16 protein-coding genes are annotated in these 17,486 nt (G+C 68.3%); 9 read left to right on the top strand and 7 right to left on the bottom strand.

All coding sequences use genetic code 11. The annotated features are described in order from the left end of the window. Nucleotides 1-82: 82 nt before the first annotated feature. Nucleotides 83-1,303, bottom strand: a complete 1,221-nt coding sequence (locus AB0F86_RS05920) for a cytochrome P450 (protein WP_356982307.1) — start codon at nt 1,301-1,303, stop codon at nt 83-85. Nucleotides 1,304-1,558: 255 nt separating this feature from the next. On the opposite strand from AB0F86_RS05920, the gene AB0F86_RS05915 reads away from it, so the two are divergent. The 4 genes from AB0F86_RS05915 (at nt 1,559) to AB0F86_RS05900 (ending at nt 4,752) form a co-directional block, all read left to right on the top strand. Then, nucleotides 1,559-2,113 carry a TetR/AcrR family transcriptional regulator gene (locus AB0F86_RS05915; RefSeq protein WP_356983737.1) on the top strand — a complete coding sequence of 185 codons (555 nt, stop codon included), beginning with the start codon at nt 1,559-1,561 and terminating at the stop codon, nt 2,111-2,113. A gap of 113 nt (nt 2,114-2,226) precedes the next feature. Then, nucleotides 2,227-2,508: a hypothetical protein gene (locus tag AB0F86_RS05910; protein ID WP_356982306.1), complete on the top strand. Its 282-nt coding sequence runs from the start codon at nt 2,227-2,229 to the stop codon at nt 2,506-2,508. A gap of 44 nt (nt 2,509-2,552) precedes the next feature. After that, nucleotides 2,553-3,497, top strand: a complete 945-nt coding sequence (locus AB0F86_RS05905; RefSeq protein WP_356982304.1) for an RNA polymerase sigma-70 factor — start codon at nt 2,553-2,555, stop codon at nt 3,495-3,497. Nucleotides 3,498-3,579: 82 nt separating this feature from the next. Next, complete coding sequence (locus AB0F86_RS05900; RefSeq protein ID WP_356982303.1) at nt 3,580-4,752, top strand: FAD-dependent oxidoreductase; 1,173 nt, start codon at nt 3,580-3,582, stop codon at nt 4,750-4,752. A 39-nt stretch (nt 4,753-4,791) separates the two neighbouring features. Here the strand turns inward: AB0F86_RS05900 and AB0F86_RS05895 are convergent, their stop codons facing one another. Both AB0F86_RS05895 and AB0F86_RS05890 read right to left on the bottom strand, forming a co-directional pair. Beyond that, nucleotides 4,792-6,168 (bottom strand): FAD-binding oxidoreductase, encoded by a 1,377-nt coding sequence (locus tag AB0F86_RS05895; protein WP_356982301.1) that lies wholly within the window; start codon nt 6,166-6,168, stop codon nt 4,792-4,794. A 32-nt stretch (nt 6,169-6,200) separates the two neighbouring features. After that, a complete protein-coding gene (locus AB0F86_RS05890; RefSeq protein ID WP_356982299.1) occupies nt 6,201-6,563 on the bottom strand; it encodes a cupin domain-containing protein in 363 nt (120 codons plus the stop codon). A gap of 143 nt (nt 6,564-6,706) precedes the next feature. Here AB0F86_RS05890 and AB0F86_RS05885 point away from each other — a divergent pair, with 143 nt between their 5' ends. Next, nucleotides 6,707-9,589, top strand: coding sequence for an AAA family ATPase (locus AB0F86_RS05885; protein WP_356982297.1), 2,883 nt, complete (start codon nt 6,707-6,709; stop codon nt 9,587-9,589). Here the strand turns inward: AB0F86_RS05885 and AB0F86_RS05880 are convergent. Further along, entirely contained in the window at nt 9,586-9,882 is a 297-nt protein-coding gene (locus tag AB0F86_RS05880; RefSeq protein WP_356982295.1) for a DUF4242 domain-containing protein, read from the bottom strand. The two genes, AB0F86_RS05885 and AB0F86_RS05880, sit on opposite strands and share 4 nt — an antisense overlap. A gap of 141 nt (nt 9,883-10,023) precedes the next feature. Here AB0F86_RS05880 and AB0F86_RS05875 point away from each other — a divergent pair, with 141 nt between their 5' ends. Both AB0F86_RS05875 and AB0F86_RS05870 read left to right on the top strand, forming a co-directional pair. After that, a complete protein-coding gene (locus AB0F86_RS05875; RefSeq protein WP_356982293.1) occupies nt 10,024-10,539 on the top strand; it encodes an OsmC family protein in 516 nt (171 codons plus the stop codon). Beyond that, entirely contained in the window at nt 10,536-11,708 is a 1,173-nt protein-coding gene (locus AB0F86_RS05870) for a hypothetical protein (RefSeq protein ID WP_356982291.1), read from the top strand. The genes AB0F86_RS05875 and AB0F86_RS05870 overlap by 4 nt, the downstream gene beginning before the upstream one ends. A 109-nt stretch (nt 11,709-11,817) precedes the next feature. Here AB0F86_RS05870 and AB0F86_RS05865 read toward each other — a convergent pair whose 3' ends face one another. Then, a complete protein-coding gene (locus AB0F86_RS05865) occupies nt 11,818-12,699 on the bottom strand; it encodes a DUF5994 family protein (RefSeq protein WP_356982290.1) in 882 nt (293 codons plus the stop codon). Nucleotides 12,700-12,841: 142 nt separating this feature from the next. Between AB0F86_RS05865 and AB0F86_RS05860 the strand changes: the two genes are divergently transcribed. Then, nucleotides 12,842-13,534 carry a TetR/AcrR family transcriptional regulator C-terminal domain-containing protein gene (locus tag AB0F86_RS05860; protein ID WP_356982288.1) on the top strand — a complete coding sequence of 231 codons (693 nt, stop codon included), beginning with the start codon at nt 12,842-12,844 and terminating at the stop codon, nt 13,532-13,534. Here the strand turns inward: AB0F86_RS05860 and AB0F86_RS05855 are convergent. Beyond that, entirely contained in the window at nt 13,519-13,896 is a 378-nt protein-coding gene (locus tag AB0F86_RS05855; RefSeq protein ID WP_356982286.1) for a DUF5994 family protein, read from the bottom strand. The two genes, AB0F86_RS05860 and AB0F86_RS05855, sit on opposite strands and share 16 nt — an antisense overlap. Nucleotides 13,897-14,030: 134 nt before the next feature. Here AB0F86_RS05855 and AB0F86_RS05850 point away from each other — a divergent pair, with 134 nt between their 5' ends. Next, a complete protein-coding gene (locus AB0F86_RS05850; protein WP_356982284.1) occupies nt 14,031-15,335 on the top strand; it encodes an acyl-CoA desaturase in 1,305 nt (434 codons plus the stop codon). Here AB0F86_RS05850 and AB0F86_RS05845 read toward each other — a convergent pair. Next, nucleotides 15,230-17,464, bottom strand: a complete 2,235-nt coding sequence (locus AB0F86_RS05845; protein ID WP_356982282.1) for an acyl-CoA dehydrogenase — start codon at nt 17,462-17,464, stop codon at nt 15,230-15,232. The genes AB0F86_RS05850 and AB0F86_RS05845 overlap by 106 nt on opposite strands. Nucleotides 17,465-17,486 lie beyond the last annotated feature (22 nt).

Here is a 17,486-nt window from a genome sequence, read left to right as displayed (position 1 = left end):
GCCGCCACACCGTGGCGCGGTTACTCGTCGATGTCGCGATCGCGAACGGAGCGCCATTGCGGCGGATCCGATCGTCGGCGAGTCAGCGGATGCGTAGCGGCAAGGTGTGGTGGCGGCGAACGAAAATGCTTGGTACCCATTGAGGTTGGTCGCCCTCTATGAGGGTGAAGTTGTCGCTGCGTTCGAGCAGCGTGGTGATCGCGACCCTGGCCTCCGTTCGAGCCAGTGCCGATCCGAGGCAGAAGTGGGCGCCTTTGCCGAATGCGAGATGACCGGTCACGCTTTTCCGATCGATGTCCACTTCGTCCGGGGCCGGGAACCGCGCGGGGTCGCGATTGGCGGCGCCCCAGAGCAACAGCAGATGGCTGCCCTCGGGCAACTCGACATCGCCGAGGGTCGTCGAGGTGGTGACGTGCCGGTGGTGGCCGCGGAACGGGGACTCGAGCCGCAGAACTTCCTCGAGGAACGGGGCGACGAGGTCGGGCTGCGCTCGTAAGTGCTCTTGGAGAGCCGGGCGGGTGGCCAAGATTCTGGCCGCACTGGCGATCAGACCTGCGGTGGACTCTCCCCCGGCTCCGACCAGTTGCACCAAGACCAGGACGGCGACTTCCTCGACGATCTCGCCGGTGGTGCAGGCGTGGGCCAAGACCCCGAGTAGGTCGTCGCCGGGATCTTGTCGGGCACGTTGCAGTTGGTGGTGCAGGTACTGAGCGACTTCTGCCGCCGAAGCGAACAGCCTGCCCAGCTGCCCTTCGCCGACCACACCGCCCAGCATCTCGGTGCTGTCGTAAGCCCAGACGAGCAGCTGCGGCACGTCCTGTTCGGGCAGTCCGATCAGGTGCGCGACCATTGCCAGCGGCAAACGATCAGCCATCTCGCCGGCCCAGTCGATCCGGCCGTCACGCACTCCGTCGGACCACAAACGGTCGACCAGCTCGCCGACGGCGGGGCCGAGGGTCCGGATCCGCTTACCGAGGACCGGCAACACCAGCTTGCGGTGAGCCAGATGAGTCGGGTCGTCGGCGGTCGCCAGGACGTGCACCGCTTGTCCACCGCCGTCCAGGTCGAAAGTCGTCGGCGGACCCGCGGAGTGCTGGACAAGAACCGCCGTCAGATTCGACGAGAAGTCCTCGGTGCGCCGTACGGCTTCGGTCACCAGCTCCCACGTCGACACGAGGTAGAAGTCGGTGCCGGGAACCCGATGAACCGGTGCGGTCTCACGCAACGATCGGTAGAGGCGGTAAGGATTCTCGAGGTGAGCCGAATCGAAGATGTCGATCTCGTCCAGCGGTATGACGCTCATCAGCTACTCCCAGACCATTGGTAGAACGTGTTTCAGTAGCACCACCGTCCATGTCCGAAACAGGGGTGTCAAGATCACGTGGAGAATTGCGATTCAACGCCTTTACCTGCGGTTTCATCTGTCTCAACGCCGACGAGGCTCAGGCCATTGAAGCTGGTCGGCGGCCCTTTCGCGCACGGCGATGATAGACACAAACGCAATTCTGTCTCACTATGAGATCTCACGCAGGCCCGTTCCAACTGCTGGAGGCACCCCATCACAGATCATGATCGAGCCGATTGGCTCGCCGGTGGGCGTCGTCGCGACATCGCCGCCGAACGAATCCACGCCGCGGCAACCGCACTCATTCTCGAACGAGGCATCGAGGCGGTGAACGTCGACGAGGTCGCCGCGCGCGCGGGCTGCTCGAGAGCGACGCTGTACCGGCATGTCGGCGGGAAATCGGCCATCGTCGACGGTGTGATCGCACGTGCCGCGTCCGTGGTCGCGGAGGAAGTCGCCCTCGCCGTCGAACCCTTCGACGGGTCGCGGCGCGTCGTAGAGGCGATCCTGGCATCGGTCGACGCGGTCCGCACGAATCCGGTACTGGCCCAGTGGTATGCGCGGTCCCGCGCCACCCGCGCGGACAGCTATCTCGCGGCCTCACCGCAACTCGGCAGATTCGCGACCGCACTCACCGGTGTCGCCCCCGACGACGCGGCGGCGCAATGGATCGTTCGAGTCGTGATGTCGCTGCTCACCTGGCCACTGGACGATCCGGCCGAAGAGCGGCTGCTCGTCGAGCGCTACGTCGAACCAGGCCTTCGCTGAGACCGCGCGGACGTGCCCCCCACCGCATTGCGAGAATTTCCGCCTCACCGTCATACACTGCCGGAATACCGCATTTCCGCAAGCGTGTCCCCCACTAGTTATGGAGGGTTTTCATGCGTGCTGTTTCCGTTCTCGCGACAATGCTGGGATCCGCCGCCTTATCGCTGGCCCTGGCGGTCGCACCAGCCGAAGCAGAATCCAGCCCCGTAGGCACCGACGCACTGGTGTCCTTCGAATTCGGACCGGGAAATACCCGCACCGAATGTCACGGCGGCCGGTTCCCTTGTGAACCGACAGAATTCACATGCGACAACGATCGGTGCGTTCAGAAACAATGGCTGTGCGATGGCGACGACGACTGCGGCGACGGGACCGACGAACGCAACTGCCAGTAGCGCCCGAGTTCGCGAACCGGTCCGGGAACCACTAGCTTCGACCCATGTCGGTTGGTACGCGCGAGCTCGCGGAGTTCGAGAACTCACGGCCGCGTTTGGAGGCGATCGCGTATCGCCTGTTGGGCTCGGCGAGCGATGCCGAGGACGCGGTGCAGGACACCTTCGTGCGCTGGCACGCCGCCGACCACGCATTCGTCGAGACGCCCGCCGCCTGGCTCACGAAGGTGCTCACCAATATCTGCCTCAACCAGCTCACGTCGGCGCGGGTTCGACGGGAGGCGTATGTGGGCCAGTGGTTACCCGAGCCGGTCTTCGCCACCGACCCGATCACGGGCCCGGCCGACACCGTCGAGCAGCGCGAATCGGTGTCGATGGCCGTACTCACCCTGATGGAACGGCTCTCGCCGAGGGAACGCGCCGTGTACGTGTTGCGCGAGGCATTCGGCTACGCGCACAACGAGATCGCCGAGATCCTCGATATCACCGAGGCCAACTGCTACCAGATCTACCGGCGCGCCAAACAGCATGTGACCGACGACCGGACGCGCGTGCACGTCGACGAGGCGGCCGCGCGCAAGGTGGTCGAGGAATTCCTGGCCGCCACACTGAGCGGCAACACCGACTCGCTCATCCGGTTGCTGACCGACGACGCGATCAGCGCGGGCGACGGTGGTGGCGTGGTCCCGTCGCTGGACCGGCCGATCACCGGCTCGCTGCAGGTGGCGCGGTTCCTGCGCCGTCTGTTCGTGCCGAACGAACACAAGTGGGCGATGATCGGCGGCCGCGCCGACCTGTTCGCCGCCGTCGCCAACGGCGTTCCCGCGCTGGTGATCGTGGCCGCCGACCGCGTCGTCGCCCTCATCACCTTCGACGTGACGACCGAGGGGATCGTGGCCGTGCACACCCAGGCCAACCCGGCCAAGCTCGAGCGGGCAACCCGGCACTGGGCGACGAAGCAGCACGCCGACCCACTCCTCACGGGCTGGTGACCTAGCCCACACTCCAGTGCTGTCAGGTTTCGCATCGCTGTCCGGTTCAGGAAGCGAACACCACCCAGACAGGAGTGAGACCATGAAGCATCGCATCGTCGTTCTCGGCGCCGGTTACGCCGGAGCCAATGCCGCCGGACGTCTGGCCAAGCGGCTGCACCCGGCCGACGTCGACATCACCGTCGTCAATGCCGACCCGGAGTTCGTCGAACGGGTCCGTATGCACCAGCTCGCGGCCGGACAGGACCTGAAGAGTCGCCCGCTGACCGAGGTCTTCGCGGGTACCGGGGTGAGCGTGCGGCTGGGGCGGGTCACCGCCATCGATGTCGACCACAAGACGGTCTCCGTCGATGACAGCAACGAGATCGCTTACGACACACTGGTTTACGCCCTGGGCAGCACTGCCGCTTCCGGTGCGCCGGGGGTGGCCGAGCACGCGTACGACATCGCGGGCAAGCAGTCCGCGCTCCGCACGCGTGCGCGGCTGGCGAGCCTGGGCGCCGGTGCGACCGTGCTGGTCGTCGGCGGTGGTCTCACCGGCATCGAAGCGGCCACCGAGATCGCCGAAGCCCGACCGGATCTCGGCGTCGTGCTCGTGGCGCGCGGTGGCCTGGGCGACTGGCTGAGCGACAAAGCGCGCCGACACCTGCGCGCCGCGTTCGACCGGCTCGGCATCACGGTACGCGAGCACACCGATATCGCCCGCGTGCTGGAGACCGGTGCAGTCACCGGTGACGGTGCGGTCATCCAGGCCGAGATGACGGTGTGGACAGCAGGTTTCGCGGTCCATCCGATCCCCACGGCCACCACCTTGACCGTGTCGGACACCGGTCGGATCGTCGTCGACGAGACGATGCGCTCGATCTCGCATCCCGACGTCTACGCCATCGGTGATGCCGCGCTCGCCCCGGGCGCGGGCGGTGACCCGCTGCGTATGTCCTGCGCTTCCGGTGTCCCCACGGCGTACCAGGCGGCCGATGCCATCGCCGCCCGCCTGACCGGACGCGCGGTGCCGCGCAACGAAATCGGCTACACCGGCCAGTGCGTGAGCCTCGGCCGCCGCGACGCCCTCGTGCAGTGGGTCACCCCCGACGACCGCCCCAAGTCCTCCGCGCTCACCGGACGACCGGCCGCGCGTCTCAAGGAGTTCATCTGCAAGAGCGCGGCCTGGAGCGTTTCGCACCCGACCACGATGATGCCGTCGCGCAGACGACGTATCACCGCGACCTCCTCGGACTCCGCGCACACGGCCTGATTCGCCGCGCCTCGTCCCATCGGCCGCGCATTCGTGGTCCTACTTCGCCGGTGCGATGTTCTGATTGAGATGGAACAGGTTGGCCGGGTCGTAGGCCTTCTTGATCGCCGCCAAGCGGTCGTAGTTGGGCCCGTAGTTGGCGCGGATGCGGCCCTGGTCGTCGGAGGCCATGAAATTGATGTAGCCACCGTCGGCGGTATGCGGTTCGAGCGCGGCGTGGTAGTCGCGTACCCACTCGATATTGGCTTCGTTGTCGGCCGCGTCCGGCCACATGCCCGCGATGACCGGGGCGAAGTTCGCGGTCCGGTAGGCGAACGCGGTGTCCTCCGCCGCGACGTCGTGGACGGCGCCGTCGATCGGATACAGGTGCATGGTGGACTGCATGGCGGGCACCCGTGGACCGAACTCCAGGTGCGCGGCGAGGGCGCCGTCGGTGAGTTCGGGTTGGAAGGCCGCCTTCCAGTAGTGCTGCAACCCGGCGGGGAGCAGCGCGTCGAACGCGCCGTTGAGGGTCGGGTAGGGCATCCGGCCCACGTGCTCGGCGACCGGTGCCGCGACCGCGCGCAGGTCCGCGAGCAGTGCTTCAGCCTCCTCGTCGCTGCCGTTGAAGCACGACACCAGGAGCACGAAGGGCTCACCGACCCGGTCTTCGGGGATGAACGGTAGCGGCGGGGCGATCTGGAAGGCGGGGAAGGCGCCCATCGCGCGCGGTGCCGCGGCGATCCAGTCGCGGTAGGTCCGCAACAGTTGTTCGGCGGCTTCGAGCTCGAAGAACATGGGTCCGCCGTAGATGGTGTCCACCGGGTGCAGGTCGAACTCCATCTCGGTCACCACACCGAAGTTGCCGCCGCCACCGCGCAACGCCCAGAACAGATCGGGATGCTCGGTCGCGTTCGCGGTGACGAAAGTGCCGTCGGCCAGGACGACGTCGGCGGATCGCAGGTTGTCGATCGAGAGCCCGTAGGCACGGGCGAGGTAGCCGATGCCGCCGCCGAGCGTCAGGCCGGCCACCCCGGTGGTCGAGATGATGCCGCCGGTGGTGGCGAGGCCGAATGTGTGTGCGGCGTGGTCGAAGTCGCCCCAGGTGCAGCCTGCCTGGACCCGGGCGATCCGCTTGTCGGGATCGATGCGAATGCCCTTCATCGCGCTGAGGTCCAAGACGATGCCGTCGTCGACGGTGCCGAAACCGGGCACGCTGTGCCCGCCCGCGCGCACGGCGAGGTCGAGTCCGCTCGCCCGGGCGGTGTCGATGGTGACGCGCACGTCGGCGACGTCGACCGCGCCGACGATCGCGAGAGGTTTGCGGTCGATCATCCCGTTGTAGACCGAACGGGCCTGGTCGTAGCCGGGTGACTGCGCGGTGATCACCTCGCCGCGGACCGCTTCGAGCATGGTCAGTGCTGGTGTGCCGTTCATTTCTGCTCCCTGAGGGTCGGCCGGTGCGGCGATCAGCCGAACAGGCGCAGGACGTGGTCGTGGAACTGACGCATCTGCGCCACCGGGCCGACTTCGAGGAAGACGGCTCCCCCGGCGGAAGTGGCGGTGTGCCCGGCAGGCCAGTGGTAGACCTCCCCCGCGGCGGCGGTCTCCACCGTGCCGTCGGCGTGCTCGAGCCGCAACGATCCTTCCAGCACGATTCCCCAGTGTGGGCTGGGGCAACGGTCGTCGGGGAGGCCCTGCAGGACCGGTCCGAAGTCGGTTTCGGGCGGCACGCTGGCGTATCGGACCGCCATGCCGCCCCACTCGATGTACCGGGTGGTCAACTCGCCCTGGGCGACCTCGATGGGCAGGTCTTCGATCCTCGTCGCCATGATGTGCTCCTCGGTCGGCGTTACCTGTGACGCTACGGAGAACCGGTGCCGCGCACCTGACCTGATCTGACCGAATCGGCGCGGGCGCGAGGGGGTCGGATCGGACTATCTCGATGGGCGTCGAATCCGGCTAAGGTCGAGGAGTGACCGAATCGGCGTCGCCGAGCAGCGGTACGGCCTTTGTCGGTCGCGGCGCGGAGGTCGCGCGGCTCGAGGCCGTGTGGGCGGCGGTCGAGAGTGATCGGCGGCAGGTCGTCTTCGTCGGCGGCGAGCCGGGCGTCGGCAAGACCCGGTTGGTGAGTGAGGCGGCCACCGCGTTGCGCGCGCAGGGCGCCACCGTGCTGTGGGGCGCGTGCCGCGAAGACCTCGACATCCCGTACCGGCCCTTCGTCGCGATTCTCGAGCAGGCGATCGAGCAGGCCCCGCCGGAAGCCCTTCGCGCTATCGCGCCCACCGCGGCTGCCCCGCTGCTGCGGCTCACCACGAGCGTGTCGCGGTATTGGCCGTCGGCGCAACCGAATCCGGGTGACCGGGACTCGCGACCTGCCCTCTTCGACGCCCTCATGCGGGTCTTGCTGGCGGCCGCCGAGCGCTGCCCGCTGGTGCTCGTCCTCGAGGATCTGCACTGGGCATCGGAGCCGACGTTGGCGATGCTGTCTCATCTGGTCGAGTCCACTGCCGGTGAGCGGTTGCTCGTGCTGGCGACCTTGCGGACAACCGCACCGGACCGTACGGACGCGGTGAGCTTCGCCCTCGCCGATCTGCATCGTCTCGACGGTGTCGCGCGGATCGACCTCGCCGGGCTCAGCACCGAGGAGGTGGCCGAGTACCTCGTCCGGGCGGCCGGGGTGTCGCGGGGCTCGGCGCTCTCGGCCGCGCCGGTACTGCGCGACCACACCGGCGGGAATCCGTTCTTCCTCCAGGAGTACTGGCACGACCTTGCGACCCGCGGCGGCTTGACCGCGGTACGTTCCGCTGTCGCCGCACCGCGATCGGTCCAGGATGCGCTGGCCCGCCGGCTGGCGGCCTTCGATGTGGACCACGCGCGGGTGATCGAACTGGCGGCGGTCGCCGGTGATGTCGTCGACCCCGAGATCCTGACCGACGGACTCGACTCGAACCAGGTCCTCGCGGGAATCGACTTCGGTGTGCGTGCCGGACTTCTCGTCGCGGGGACCGCCGACGGCGAGTATCGCTTCGCGCACGCCCTCGCTCGCCAGGCCGTGCTCGACCGGATGTCGGCGGGCGATCTGGCGGCCGCGCATGCCCGGGTCGCGCTCGCCCTCGAGCAGCGCGACCCCACCCGGGTCGCCGCACTGGCTCATCACTATTTCCGGGCCCGTGCCCTCGGATACGCGGACAAGGCGGTGCACTACCTGGTGCTCGCGGCCCGCCAGGCCGAGCGCGGCATCGCCCATCGCGAGGCGGCGTCGCTGTACGAGCGCGCCGCGCAGGCGCATGCCGCACACGGCCCGACCAGGGTCGAGCTTCTCTCGGCGGCGGCGCGCTGTCACCTGCACGGTGGCGACTTCGACACCGCCCGTCGGCTCTACGAGGAGCTGGCCACGGACGGGGATCCGCGCGTCCGGCTGGCCGCCGCGATCGGGCACGAGAACGCGTCGTGGCGGCCCTCCGAGAGTGGTCAGCGCTCGCTGGCGCTGTTGAGCGAAGCTCTGGGCGCCGCCGCCCTGAACCCTGACGACCCGCTGTCGGTGCGCGCTCGCGCGAGCATGGGGCGTGCCGCGTCGTTCACCGGCGACTCCCGGCAGGCTCGCCGGATCGGTGAGGATGCGTTGGCGCGGGCCAGGGTCATCGGTGATCCGGAGTTGCTCGCGCACGCCCTGTGCACGACGCTGTGGCAGGGTATGCGCCCGGACCTGGCACCCGAACTGCTGGCACGGGCGATCGAGCTCAACGACATCGGGGCGCGCCTCGGTGACGACGACTACCGGGGACCCGCCGCTTTCCACCGCGCGGTGTTCGCCTACCTGCTCGGCGACGCGGTGGCGTGGAGCAGCGCCCAGCGTGACCTGACCGAGTTGGCGTTGGCTCGGGGTCAGCCGTTCTTCCGGTATGTCGCCGGATGTTCGCGGTGCGCGCACCGGTTCGCCGTCGGCGACTTCGCGGGCACCGAGCGGATCATCGATTGGCTCGACGACCAGTTCGCTCAGGAGTTCGGCGGCGCCACCGAGGGCTCATGGGGTGTGCAGCAGTTCATGCTCCGGCGGGTCACCGGTGGGCTGGAGCAGGTTCGTCCGCTCGTGTCCGGCGATGAGAGCTTCGACGACCACTGGTTGCCGGGACTCTTGGCGTTGTACACCGAACTGGAGATGTGGCAGCCGGCCGCGCGCCTGCTGACTCACCTCTGCGAACGACTCGCCGATCACCGTTTCGGCGCCCAATGGGCGGGCGTGCTGGCTTTCGCCACCGAGGCGGCGGTCCGGCTCGACGACACCGAGGTGGCGGCGACCCTGCGCCCGTTGATGGCCGAGTACGCCGGCGCCAATCTGATGGCCGGTGCGAGCGTGGCGGTATTCGGCAGTGCGGATCGCTATCTCGCCGAACTGGACTCGGTGCTCGGTGCAGGCGGTGCGGACATGCACTTCGAGCGCGCTCTCGCGATGGACCGCCGGATGGGAGCGGTGACTCACCAGGCCGAGACATTGGCGGCTTGGTACCGGCACCGGCTGCGTCGTCCCGCCGCCGTGCCCGGACCTACCGCCGCCGACCTCGCCACCGAGGCACGCGCGCTGGCACGGCGGATCGGACACCGCCGCATTCTGCGGGATCTGGACGCGGATCCGGCGCCGCGCCGCGAGCACGTGACGCTGCCGAACGGGCTGACCGATCGCGAGGTGGATGTGCTCCGCCTGGTCGCCGACGGACTGTCCAATCGCGAGATCGGCGAGCGGTTGTTCATCAGCGCCAACACCGCCGCCAACCATGTACGCAGCATCCTGATCAAGACGGCCGCGCCCAATCGGACCAGGGCCGCCATCTTCGCCACCGAGCACGGACTGCTCTAGCCGGAGGCGGTCCCGTCTGCGGTGGACAGCGGAGCGAAGGCTCCGTCCGGGGTGATGGTTCCGGACAGTTCCATGATGGCGTCGGCGGGGATTCCGGCCCGCACCGCGGCGGCGCGGATCGCGTCGACGTTGTCGGCCTCGTAGAGGCAGAACGTCTTGCGTTTGTCCAGCGACAGAAACGAACTGAGCCAGCGCACCCCGAACTCGTCGTTGATCCGGTTGATCTCCGCGGCGGTCTCCGGGGCCACCTCGAGCTGTTCGGCGAATTGCCGCTCCACCATGAATATCGGCATCGGATGCCCCTTGGTTGTGCTCGAGCGCGGCCCACACGGTGCACCGGTCCGAACGGCGGTCCCCGGTTTTCACGGTACTCGCCGGTCGACCTTCCGCACAGCCTGCGGAGACCTACCGTCGCAGCGGACTACGCTTGGCAGATGACCACGGTGGCGCAGTTGAAAGCCCTGCAAGCTGCGGTGAAACAGCGCTACCGGGACGACCGGGCCGCTGCAGTCACGCCCCTGCGTGCGGCGGGTTCGTTCGCCGACCCCGGCATCACCTGCACCGTGCGGACATTCGCGGGGCCCGTGCGCGCCGGGCTGCATCCGGCGACCGGTGGTGACGGTTCGGACGCCTGCTCCGGCGACATGCTGCTCGAGGCGTTGGCCGCCTGCGCCGGGGTGACCTGCCGCAGCGTCGCCACCGCCATGGCGCTGCCCATCACCGGCGCCGAAGTGGAGGCGACCGGGTCGTTCGACGCCACCGGCACCCTCGGTATCGACCGGACCGCCGAAGTCGGGGTATCGCCGATCACGGTGACGATCACCGTCACGACCTCGGCCGACGTCGACGCTGCCGCATTGGCGAAACTCGCCGACCTCACCGAGCGATACTGCGTGGTCGGCCGGAGCCTCGTGCACCCGCCGGTGATCCGGGTGGTGGCAAGCCGATGAGCTCGTCACCGGGGTCATGGGCCGATGGGACCCGGCTCTACGAGTTCGTCGAGAAGTACGCGAGCATGGGCGAGCATCGCGTCGGCACCGACGTCGACCACGACACCAACGCATTGTTCGCCGACGAGCTGACCAGCCTGGGCGCGAGCATCGAATACCAGCGATTCACGTTCGACCGTTACGTCGCGAATACCCAGGTGACCATCGACGGAGAGCCGGTCGAGTCGGACGCGCTGTACTACCAGAGCGTCGGCGTGCTCGAGACCGACTCCCCGTATACGGCCGCCGTGCACGCCACCGAGGGCGACCGCACTTCCGCCGACCTCGACGCCGCGATCACGGCTGCGGAGAATGCGGGTGCGGCTGCCGCGGTGATCGCGACTCTCAACCCGCTGGGTCAGCTCGTGATGCCCAACCGCTATCCCACCGTCGTCGGCCGGATGCCGGTGGTCCTGGTCCCCGGCCGGGTAGCCGACGACCTCGCCGCGAAATCGGTCCACCTCCGCTTCTCGGCCCAGACAGTCGCGGGCTCGAGCACGAACGTGATCGCCACCTTCGCCGCGGACAACGCCGACGCCGCGCCCCTCCTACTCGCGACACCGCTCAGCGGCTGGTTCGGATGCGCGGCCGAACGCGCGACCGGCATCGCCGTCGCGTTCGCTCTCGCGGAGCGCTTCGCCGGACGGCACCCGGTGGTCGTCGTCGGAGCGCCGGGACACGAGATCCTGCACCACATCGGTTTGCAGCACTACCTGCGCACCTTCGACATGGATCCCGCGCTGATCGTGCATCTGGGCGCCAATGTCGCACTGGGAGTGCGGAAAGCACCCGAGGCACCCCTCGAACTCGCACCATCGGTGACCGACCCGCACCACCTCCCGACCGTCGGGCGTTCGCTGTTCGTCAGGATGGACGAAAGCCGTTACGGCCCGGTGGAAAAGGCCCTCGCCACGGCCGGGCTGGCACCGATCCTCAACCCGCCGAAATGGTTCGGCGAAGGCGAACTGTGGGCTGATGTGAGCCCCGCGCCGCTGATGTCGTTCGTCGGGATCACTCCTGCCTTCCACACCCCGGCCGATACACCGGACAACACCACCTCACCCGAAGCGCTTACCACCGTCGCCCGCGCCGTCGGCACGGCCGTCGAAAACTACCTCGACCAGAGCTGATCTCGACCTGATTCCGAATCAGCCGTGCAGGCCGTCGTCGTGGGTCCGTACATCCGGCAAGCCTGGTATTCCCGACGCCGGCTCGTGACGGGTGTTCTCCGACGCCGAGTCAGCCGGTGGTCGGCGGATGGGGGCCGACTCGGCCGACGGCGTGCAGGAGCTGGGCATTCGCCACGTCGATCGGGGTGTCCGCGGTGATCACCAGCAGGGTGAGGTGCACGCCGTTCGCGCCGGCGAGGTGCATGGTGTCGGGGAGCTGGCCGATGTCGGGGGCCCGCAGTTCGACACCGTCGGGGCGGTCGATGCGGCGCTGGTTGCGGCTGGTCACGTTCCAGTCGAAGCTGATTCGCGCCGTCCGGCCCAGGCGGGGCGTGAGGGCGCTGATCAGATCGTGGAGTTCGGCGGTGAGGTTCTCCGTTCTCGGCCACCACGCGCCGTCGAACAGCTCGGCATGACTTTCTGTGCCGCGCAACAGGAGTCGCGGCGTCCGGGTCGGTTCTCCGAACGGTTGCCGATCGTTGTCCGCAGTGTCTGTCGCCTGGGGATCGAGGGCGGGGGGCGGGCTGTCCTCGGGGTCGGCTTCGGCCGCGGCCATCAGGGATTCGTGGGCGATTCGGGCGTCGGTGCCGGAAGGGATCACCTGCAGCACCATCATGGCCGCGTCGCGCCCGAACACGTACATCGTGTTCCACAGCTCGAAGTGATAGGCATCGAGCCGGACGGTCTTCCCCGCGACTGTGATCCGAGAAGGTGCGGACGCCCAGCACGAGGGGTCGTACACGACGCGCCAGACCGGGCCCAGCCGTACCCCGAGCACGGCGAGCAAGTCGGGCAGTTCGGCCGACAGGTCGTCCGAGCGCGGCCACCAGGCGCCGTCGATGTAATGGTCGGCCGCAGAACGCGCCCGTATCCGCAGTCGCGGCGTATAGAGCGGGGGAACCTCGTGGCGGGCGGGTGCCGCGTCGGGATGACGACTTTCGCGAAGGCGCATGACGGTCCTTTCGGCCGGGATCCGAGGAATCGGTATCAGCTCCGGGGACCTGTACATCCTCCAGTAGACGCCTCGGGCAGCTTGCTTGTCAACGCTGTAGGTCTACACTGGCAACGAAACTGGATCAGACGGAGGTGGCCTCGTGGCCGAGGATTCGACAGATGGCGCCCGCCGTCCCGCCAACGCGGTGACCAGGGCGTCCGTGCTCACCGCGGCGCTGATGATCGTCGATCGCGACGGCGTCGACGCACTGTCGATGCGGCGGCTGGCCGAAGCGGTCGGCCGGGACCCGATGGTGATCTACCGTCACCTGCCCAACAAGGCCGCCGTGCTCGACGGCGTGGCCGAGATGGTGTTCGAACAGCTGGTGGTCGATGCCGACGATCCGGACTGGGCGGCACAGCTGCGCGCGGTGGCGCGCTCCTTCCGCGCGTTGTCGCTGGCCCACCCGAATGTCGTCCCGCTGCTGGTGACCCGGCCGCTGTCGACCCCGCTCGGCATGCGCCCGATCGCGGTGGTCCGGCCGCTCGAGAACATCCTGCGACTGCTCACCAACGCCGGGTTCTCCGGCGCCGACGCGCTGCACGTCTACCGCGCCCTGTTCGGATTCCTCTACGGTCACGTACTCAACGAGCTCCAAGAGGTGATCGAGCGGCCGGAGGAATCCGACGAGGTCCTGCGGCTCGGCTTGCATCGGCTGCCGATCACCGAGTTCCCCCTGGTGCGTGAGCTCGCACCGATACTGGCCGCCTACGACGGCGCGGCCGAACTCGAGCGAGGCCTGGATATCCTCCTCACCGGCCTCACCGCGACCCTGAGTCACCTCTCGGGCTGATCACTGTCCGGTTCGGCCCCACCCTCGGACTCCCAGCGTTGCTCGGCGGACTCGCCGTCGATGTCGGCCGGGACCACCCGCAGGTGTAACCAGTGGCCGTCGACGCCGAGCACATCGACCGTGTGCGGTCGCATGTAGTGGTAACCGTCCAAGCGCACCCGATGACCTCGATGATCGAAAGTCCGTGCGGCAGCGGGCCATTCGTCGATATTGTAGCTCAGCCGATGCACCGGGCCGCGCCGGGGCTCGAGCCGCGCCAGCAGATCGGGCAGCTCGGCGGTCAGATCCGCACCGTGCGGCCACCAGGTCGTCGAGGCATCCGAATGCGGTCCGGGAACACGTCCGGCCGATGTTCGCGTCATGATCCGGCGCTCCTGTCCCGGCTCCCGCCGACTCCGTCACACAGCGGTCACCGTGTGCGTCTATACCGTTAGTCTACGCTGTAGACGTCTGCTGTAGATGAACGTAGAATCAGCGGTACGACCAGTGAGGAATCATGGCCATCACCGAAGTCGCGGTCTACGCGCACCTGAGCAGAGCCGATGTCGAAGCCCTCGGCGAGGAACTCGACACGATCCGGCGCGACATCGAGGAGCGGCGCGGCACCCCCGACGCCGACTACATCCGGCGCACGATCGCCTTCCAGCGAATCCTCGACGCGAGTGCGCGACTGCTCCTGGCGGGCACCGGCTCACGACTGGGTTGGCTCGTCGGCACCTCGGCGCTGGCCGCGGCCAAGAGCATCGAGAACATGGAGATCGGCCACAATGTGTCGCACGGCCAATGGGATTGGATGAACGATCCCGAGATCCATTCCCGCACCTGGGAATGGGACATGGCCGGGGTGTCGTCACAGTGGCGCTACTCGCACAACTACCGCCATCACATGTTCACCAATGTGGTCGGGATGGACGACGACGTCGGATTCGGCGTCATCCGGGTGACCAGAGACCAGCAGTGGCGACCACGCCTGCTCCTGCAACCGCTGCAGAATTTGCTCCTGGCAGCCACTTTCGAATGGGGCATCGCCCTGCACGGGCTGTATTCCGAACGCGACCGCGCCGCGACCGCCACCGAGAAGACCGCGCACACCCGGGCGCTGGTCCGCAAGATCGGCAGGCAGACGGCCAAGGACTACGTGTTCTTCCCGATTTTGAGCGGACGACGCTGGCGCCGCACCCTGACCGCGAGCATCGCCGCCAACGCGCTGCGCAATCTCTGGGCCTACGTCGTGATCTTCTGCGGCCACTTCCCCGACGGCGCCGAAAAGTTCACCCCGGAAGCGATCGAGCACGAGACGCACGGCGAGTGGTACCTGCGCCAGATGCTCGGCTCCGCCAACTTCGACGCCGGCCCGATCCTGGCCTTCCTCAGCGGCCATCTCTCCCACCAGATCGAGCACCACCTTTTCCCCGACCTGCCGAGCAACCGCTACGCCGAGATAGCAACTCGGGTCCGCGCACTCTGCGACAAATACGACCTGCCCTACACCACCGGCCCGCTGCCCCGGCAGTACCTGCTCACTCTGCGCACGATCAACAAACTGGCCCTCCCCGACACCTTCCTGCTGGCAACCACCGACGACGCACCCGAAACCGCATCCGAACGCAAGTTCGCCACCGCGGTCCCCGCCGAGTCGGGAACCATCCGGCGCGGGCTACGCACCGCACTACGCGCGGGAGCCCGGTCCGGTGATCACCGAGGCAATTTCAGCACTCGGCGGGCGATGATATCGAGCTGGATCTCGATGGTGCCGCCACCGAAGAGGATGGCGGGCAGGCCGAGGAAGTCGAAGGTGTAGGGCTGTTCGGGGTGGCCGACGGCGGCGCGCGGCCCGAGAACCGAGACCAGGGCACGCGTGGCATCGCGCTGAGCGATGGCGTGCCAGACCTTGCGAACGCTGTTGCCCGCGGTATCGCCGTCAGCGATACCGTTCGTCCCCGCTACGGCATTGCGCAGGGTGAGTGCGGCGACCGAGAGCTCGCGTGCGGCATTGCGGCCGAGGACACGCACCACGTCGTCGCGAGTGCCCGCGTGGTCACCGGAATCCAGAAGCCGGCGCACCAGAGCGCTCGAGCCGTGACCGAAGGTGGCCGAGCCCATGGCGAATCGTTCGTTGGACAGGGTGGTGACCGCGATCCGCCAACCGTCACCGGGATTCGCGACCACCTGACTGTCGGGCACGAAGACCTCGTCGAGGAAGACCTCGTTGAACTCCCAGATGCCCGTGGCCTGACGCAGCGGGCGGACGACGACACCATCGGCATCCATCGGAATCAGAAAGTACGTCAGGCCCGCGTGTTTGGCCGCCGTCGCATCGGTGCGAGCCAGGCAGACCGCCCAATCCGCTTCCTGTGCTTGGGAATTCCACACTTTCTGCCCGGTGATCACCCACCCGCCCGCGACCTTCCGCGCGGCGGTGGACAGTCCCGCCAGGTCCGAACCCGCTCCCGGCTCGGAGAACAGCTGACACCAGATGATCCGGCCGAGGAGGGTGTCGGTGACGAACCGCGCGCGCTGTTCGTCGTCACCGTGTTCGATCAGGGTGGGCAGGACCCATCCGCCGATTCCGAGCTCGGGTTGGGCGAGACCGCGGCGCGCGAATTCGTCGGCGATCACAGCCTGTTCGGCCGGACCGGCGCCGAGTCCGTACGGGGGTGGGTAGTGCGGGGCGACCAGGCCGTCGGCGGCCAGCCGCGTACGACGGGATCCGCCGCGCGCGGGAGCCCAACCCGCCGAGGGGATCTCGTCGTCGGGCAAGGCGACGACCTCGTCGAGCACGGCACCCACGGTCGAACGCAGGGCCGGCGAGGTCGTGGCGGTGACGAACGTGAAATCGCGCTCGGCGCGCAGGCACCGCTGTCCCAGCTCGCGCGCCGCCGCGTCCTCGCCGCCGATCACGGCAGCCAACGCGATCGCCCGCCGCCAGTACAGGTGGGCGTCGTGTTCCCAGGTGAAGCCGATGCCACCGAGCAGGCTCACACAGTCCACCGCTTGATCGATCGCGGCGGGTAGGGCGGTCAGCGCGGCGCTCGCGGCGGCGAGAAGGCGCTGCTCGGTAGATTGGGACTCGGCGCGACCGGCGTCCCAGGTCGCCGCGGTCGTCACCTCGGCGCGGACCAGCATCAGTGCCGTCTTGTGCTGTACCGCTTGGAAACTGCCGATCGGGCGCCCGAATTGGTGCCGGACGCGAATGTAGTCGACGGTGGTGTCCAGCAGCCGGCGACAGATTCCGGTCGCCTCCGCCGCGGCAAGGGTGGTCGTCCACAGCTGGGCGAGAGCTGGGTCGATGCCGTCGAGCACCTTCGCCGGCTCCACCCGATAGGCGTCGAACGCGAGGCCGCCCAGGGAGCGGGTCAGGTCGACGGCCTCGGCGGTGGTCACGTGGGCCGACGAGCCGGACGCGACCGCGTCGGCGGGGTCGAACCAGAACCACAGGCTCGCCGCACCGTCGATATCGGCCCGCACCACCACCCGTTGGGCGCCGGGCAGACCGAGTGCCGGATCGGAGGTCCCAGAGACCACCCAGCCGTCTCCGTCGGGTTCGGCGCGAAGTCCTGCGCCGGTGACGACCGATCCGGTCATGCCCGCGCTGAACGCCGTCAACAGTGCCGGGGCGTCCGTCGCCGCCGTAGCGAGCGCGCTCGCGGTCACAGTCGGCAGGTACGGGCCGGGGAACAGGGCCGCGCCCAGTTGCTCGACCGCCACTACGAGGGTGGCCAGCCCGCACTCGTCGCCACCGTAGACAGCAGGCAGGTGCAGTGCGTGTAATCCCTGATCGCACAGGGCTGTCCAGGTGTCGGACGGTCCGGCGCCGGTCGAGTAGTCGGCGAGGTGTTCACGCGTCCGCGACAGCGGTGCGAGCTTGCGGGCGAAGGCGGCGACCGATTCCGCGAGTGCCTGCTGGTCGAGGTTTACGGCTAGGGACATCTGCGGCTCCTGAAGGCTGGAA

The organism is Nocardia sp. NPDC023733 (genome assembly GCF_040639775.1).
Taxonomy (GTDB): domain Bacteria; phylum Actinomycetota; class Actinomycetes; order Mycobacteriales; family Mycobacteriaceae; genus Nocardia; species Nocardia rosealba.
Note: the sequence above shows the minus strand (reverse complement) of the source record. Positions and strands in the feature narration are given on the sequence as shown.

Bases quoted from the DNA above. Each gene is read 5' to 3' on its own strand.
- AB0F86_RS05875 (WP_356982293.1), top strand. From the start codon at position 10,024: ATGACCACGGTGGCGCAGTTGAAAGCCCTGCAAGCTGCGGTGAAACAG.
- AB0F86_RS05895 (WP_356982301.1), bottom strand. From the start codon at position 6,168: ATGAACGGCACACCAGCACTGACCATGCTCGAAGCGGTCCGCGGCGAG.
- AB0F86_RS05865 (WP_356982290.1), bottom strand. From the start codon at position 12,699: ATGCGCCTTCGCGAAAGTCGTCATCCCGACGCGGCACCCGCCCGCCAC.
- AB0F86_RS05910 (WP_356982306.1), top strand. From the start codon at position 2,227: ATGCGTGCTGTTTCCGTTCTCGCGACAATGCTGGGATCCGCCGCCTTA.
- AB0F86_RS05900 (WP_356982303.1), top strand. From the start codon at position 3,580: ATGAAGCATCGCATCGTCGTTCTCGGCGCCGGTTACGCCGGAGCCAAT.
- AB0F86_RS05850 (WP_356982284.1), top strand. From the start codon at position 14,031: ATGGCCATCACCGAAGTCGCGGTCTACGCGCACCTGAGCAGAGCCGAT.
- AB0F86_RS05905 (WP_356982304.1), top strand. From the start codon at position 2,553: ATGTCGGTTGGTACGCGCGAGCTCGCGGAGTTCGAGAACTCACGGCCG.
- AB0F86_RS05845 (WP_356982282.1), bottom strand. From the start codon at position 17,464: ATGTCCCTAGCCGTAAACCTCGACCAGCAGGCACTCGCGGAATCGGTC.
- AB0F86_RS05920 (WP_356982307.1), bottom strand. From the start codon at position 1,303: ATGAGCGTCATACCGCTGGACGAGATCGACATCTTCGATTCGGCTCAC.
- AB0F86_RS05890 (WP_356982299.1), bottom strand. From the start codon at position 6,563: ATGGCGACGAGGATCGAAGACCTGCCCATCGAGGTCGCCCAGGGCGAG.
- AB0F86_RS05855 (WP_356982286.1), bottom strand. From the start codon at position 13,896: ATGACGCGAACATCGGCCGGACGTGTTCCCGGACCGCATTCGGATGCC.
- AB0F86_RS05870 (WP_356982291.1), top strand. From the start codon at position 10,536: ATGAGCTCGTCACCGGGGTCATGGGCCGATGGGACCCGGCTCTACGAG.
- AB0F86_RS05880 (WP_356982295.1), bottom strand. From the start codon at position 9,882: ATGCCGATATTCATGGTGGAGCGGCAATTCGCCGAACAGCTCGAGGTG.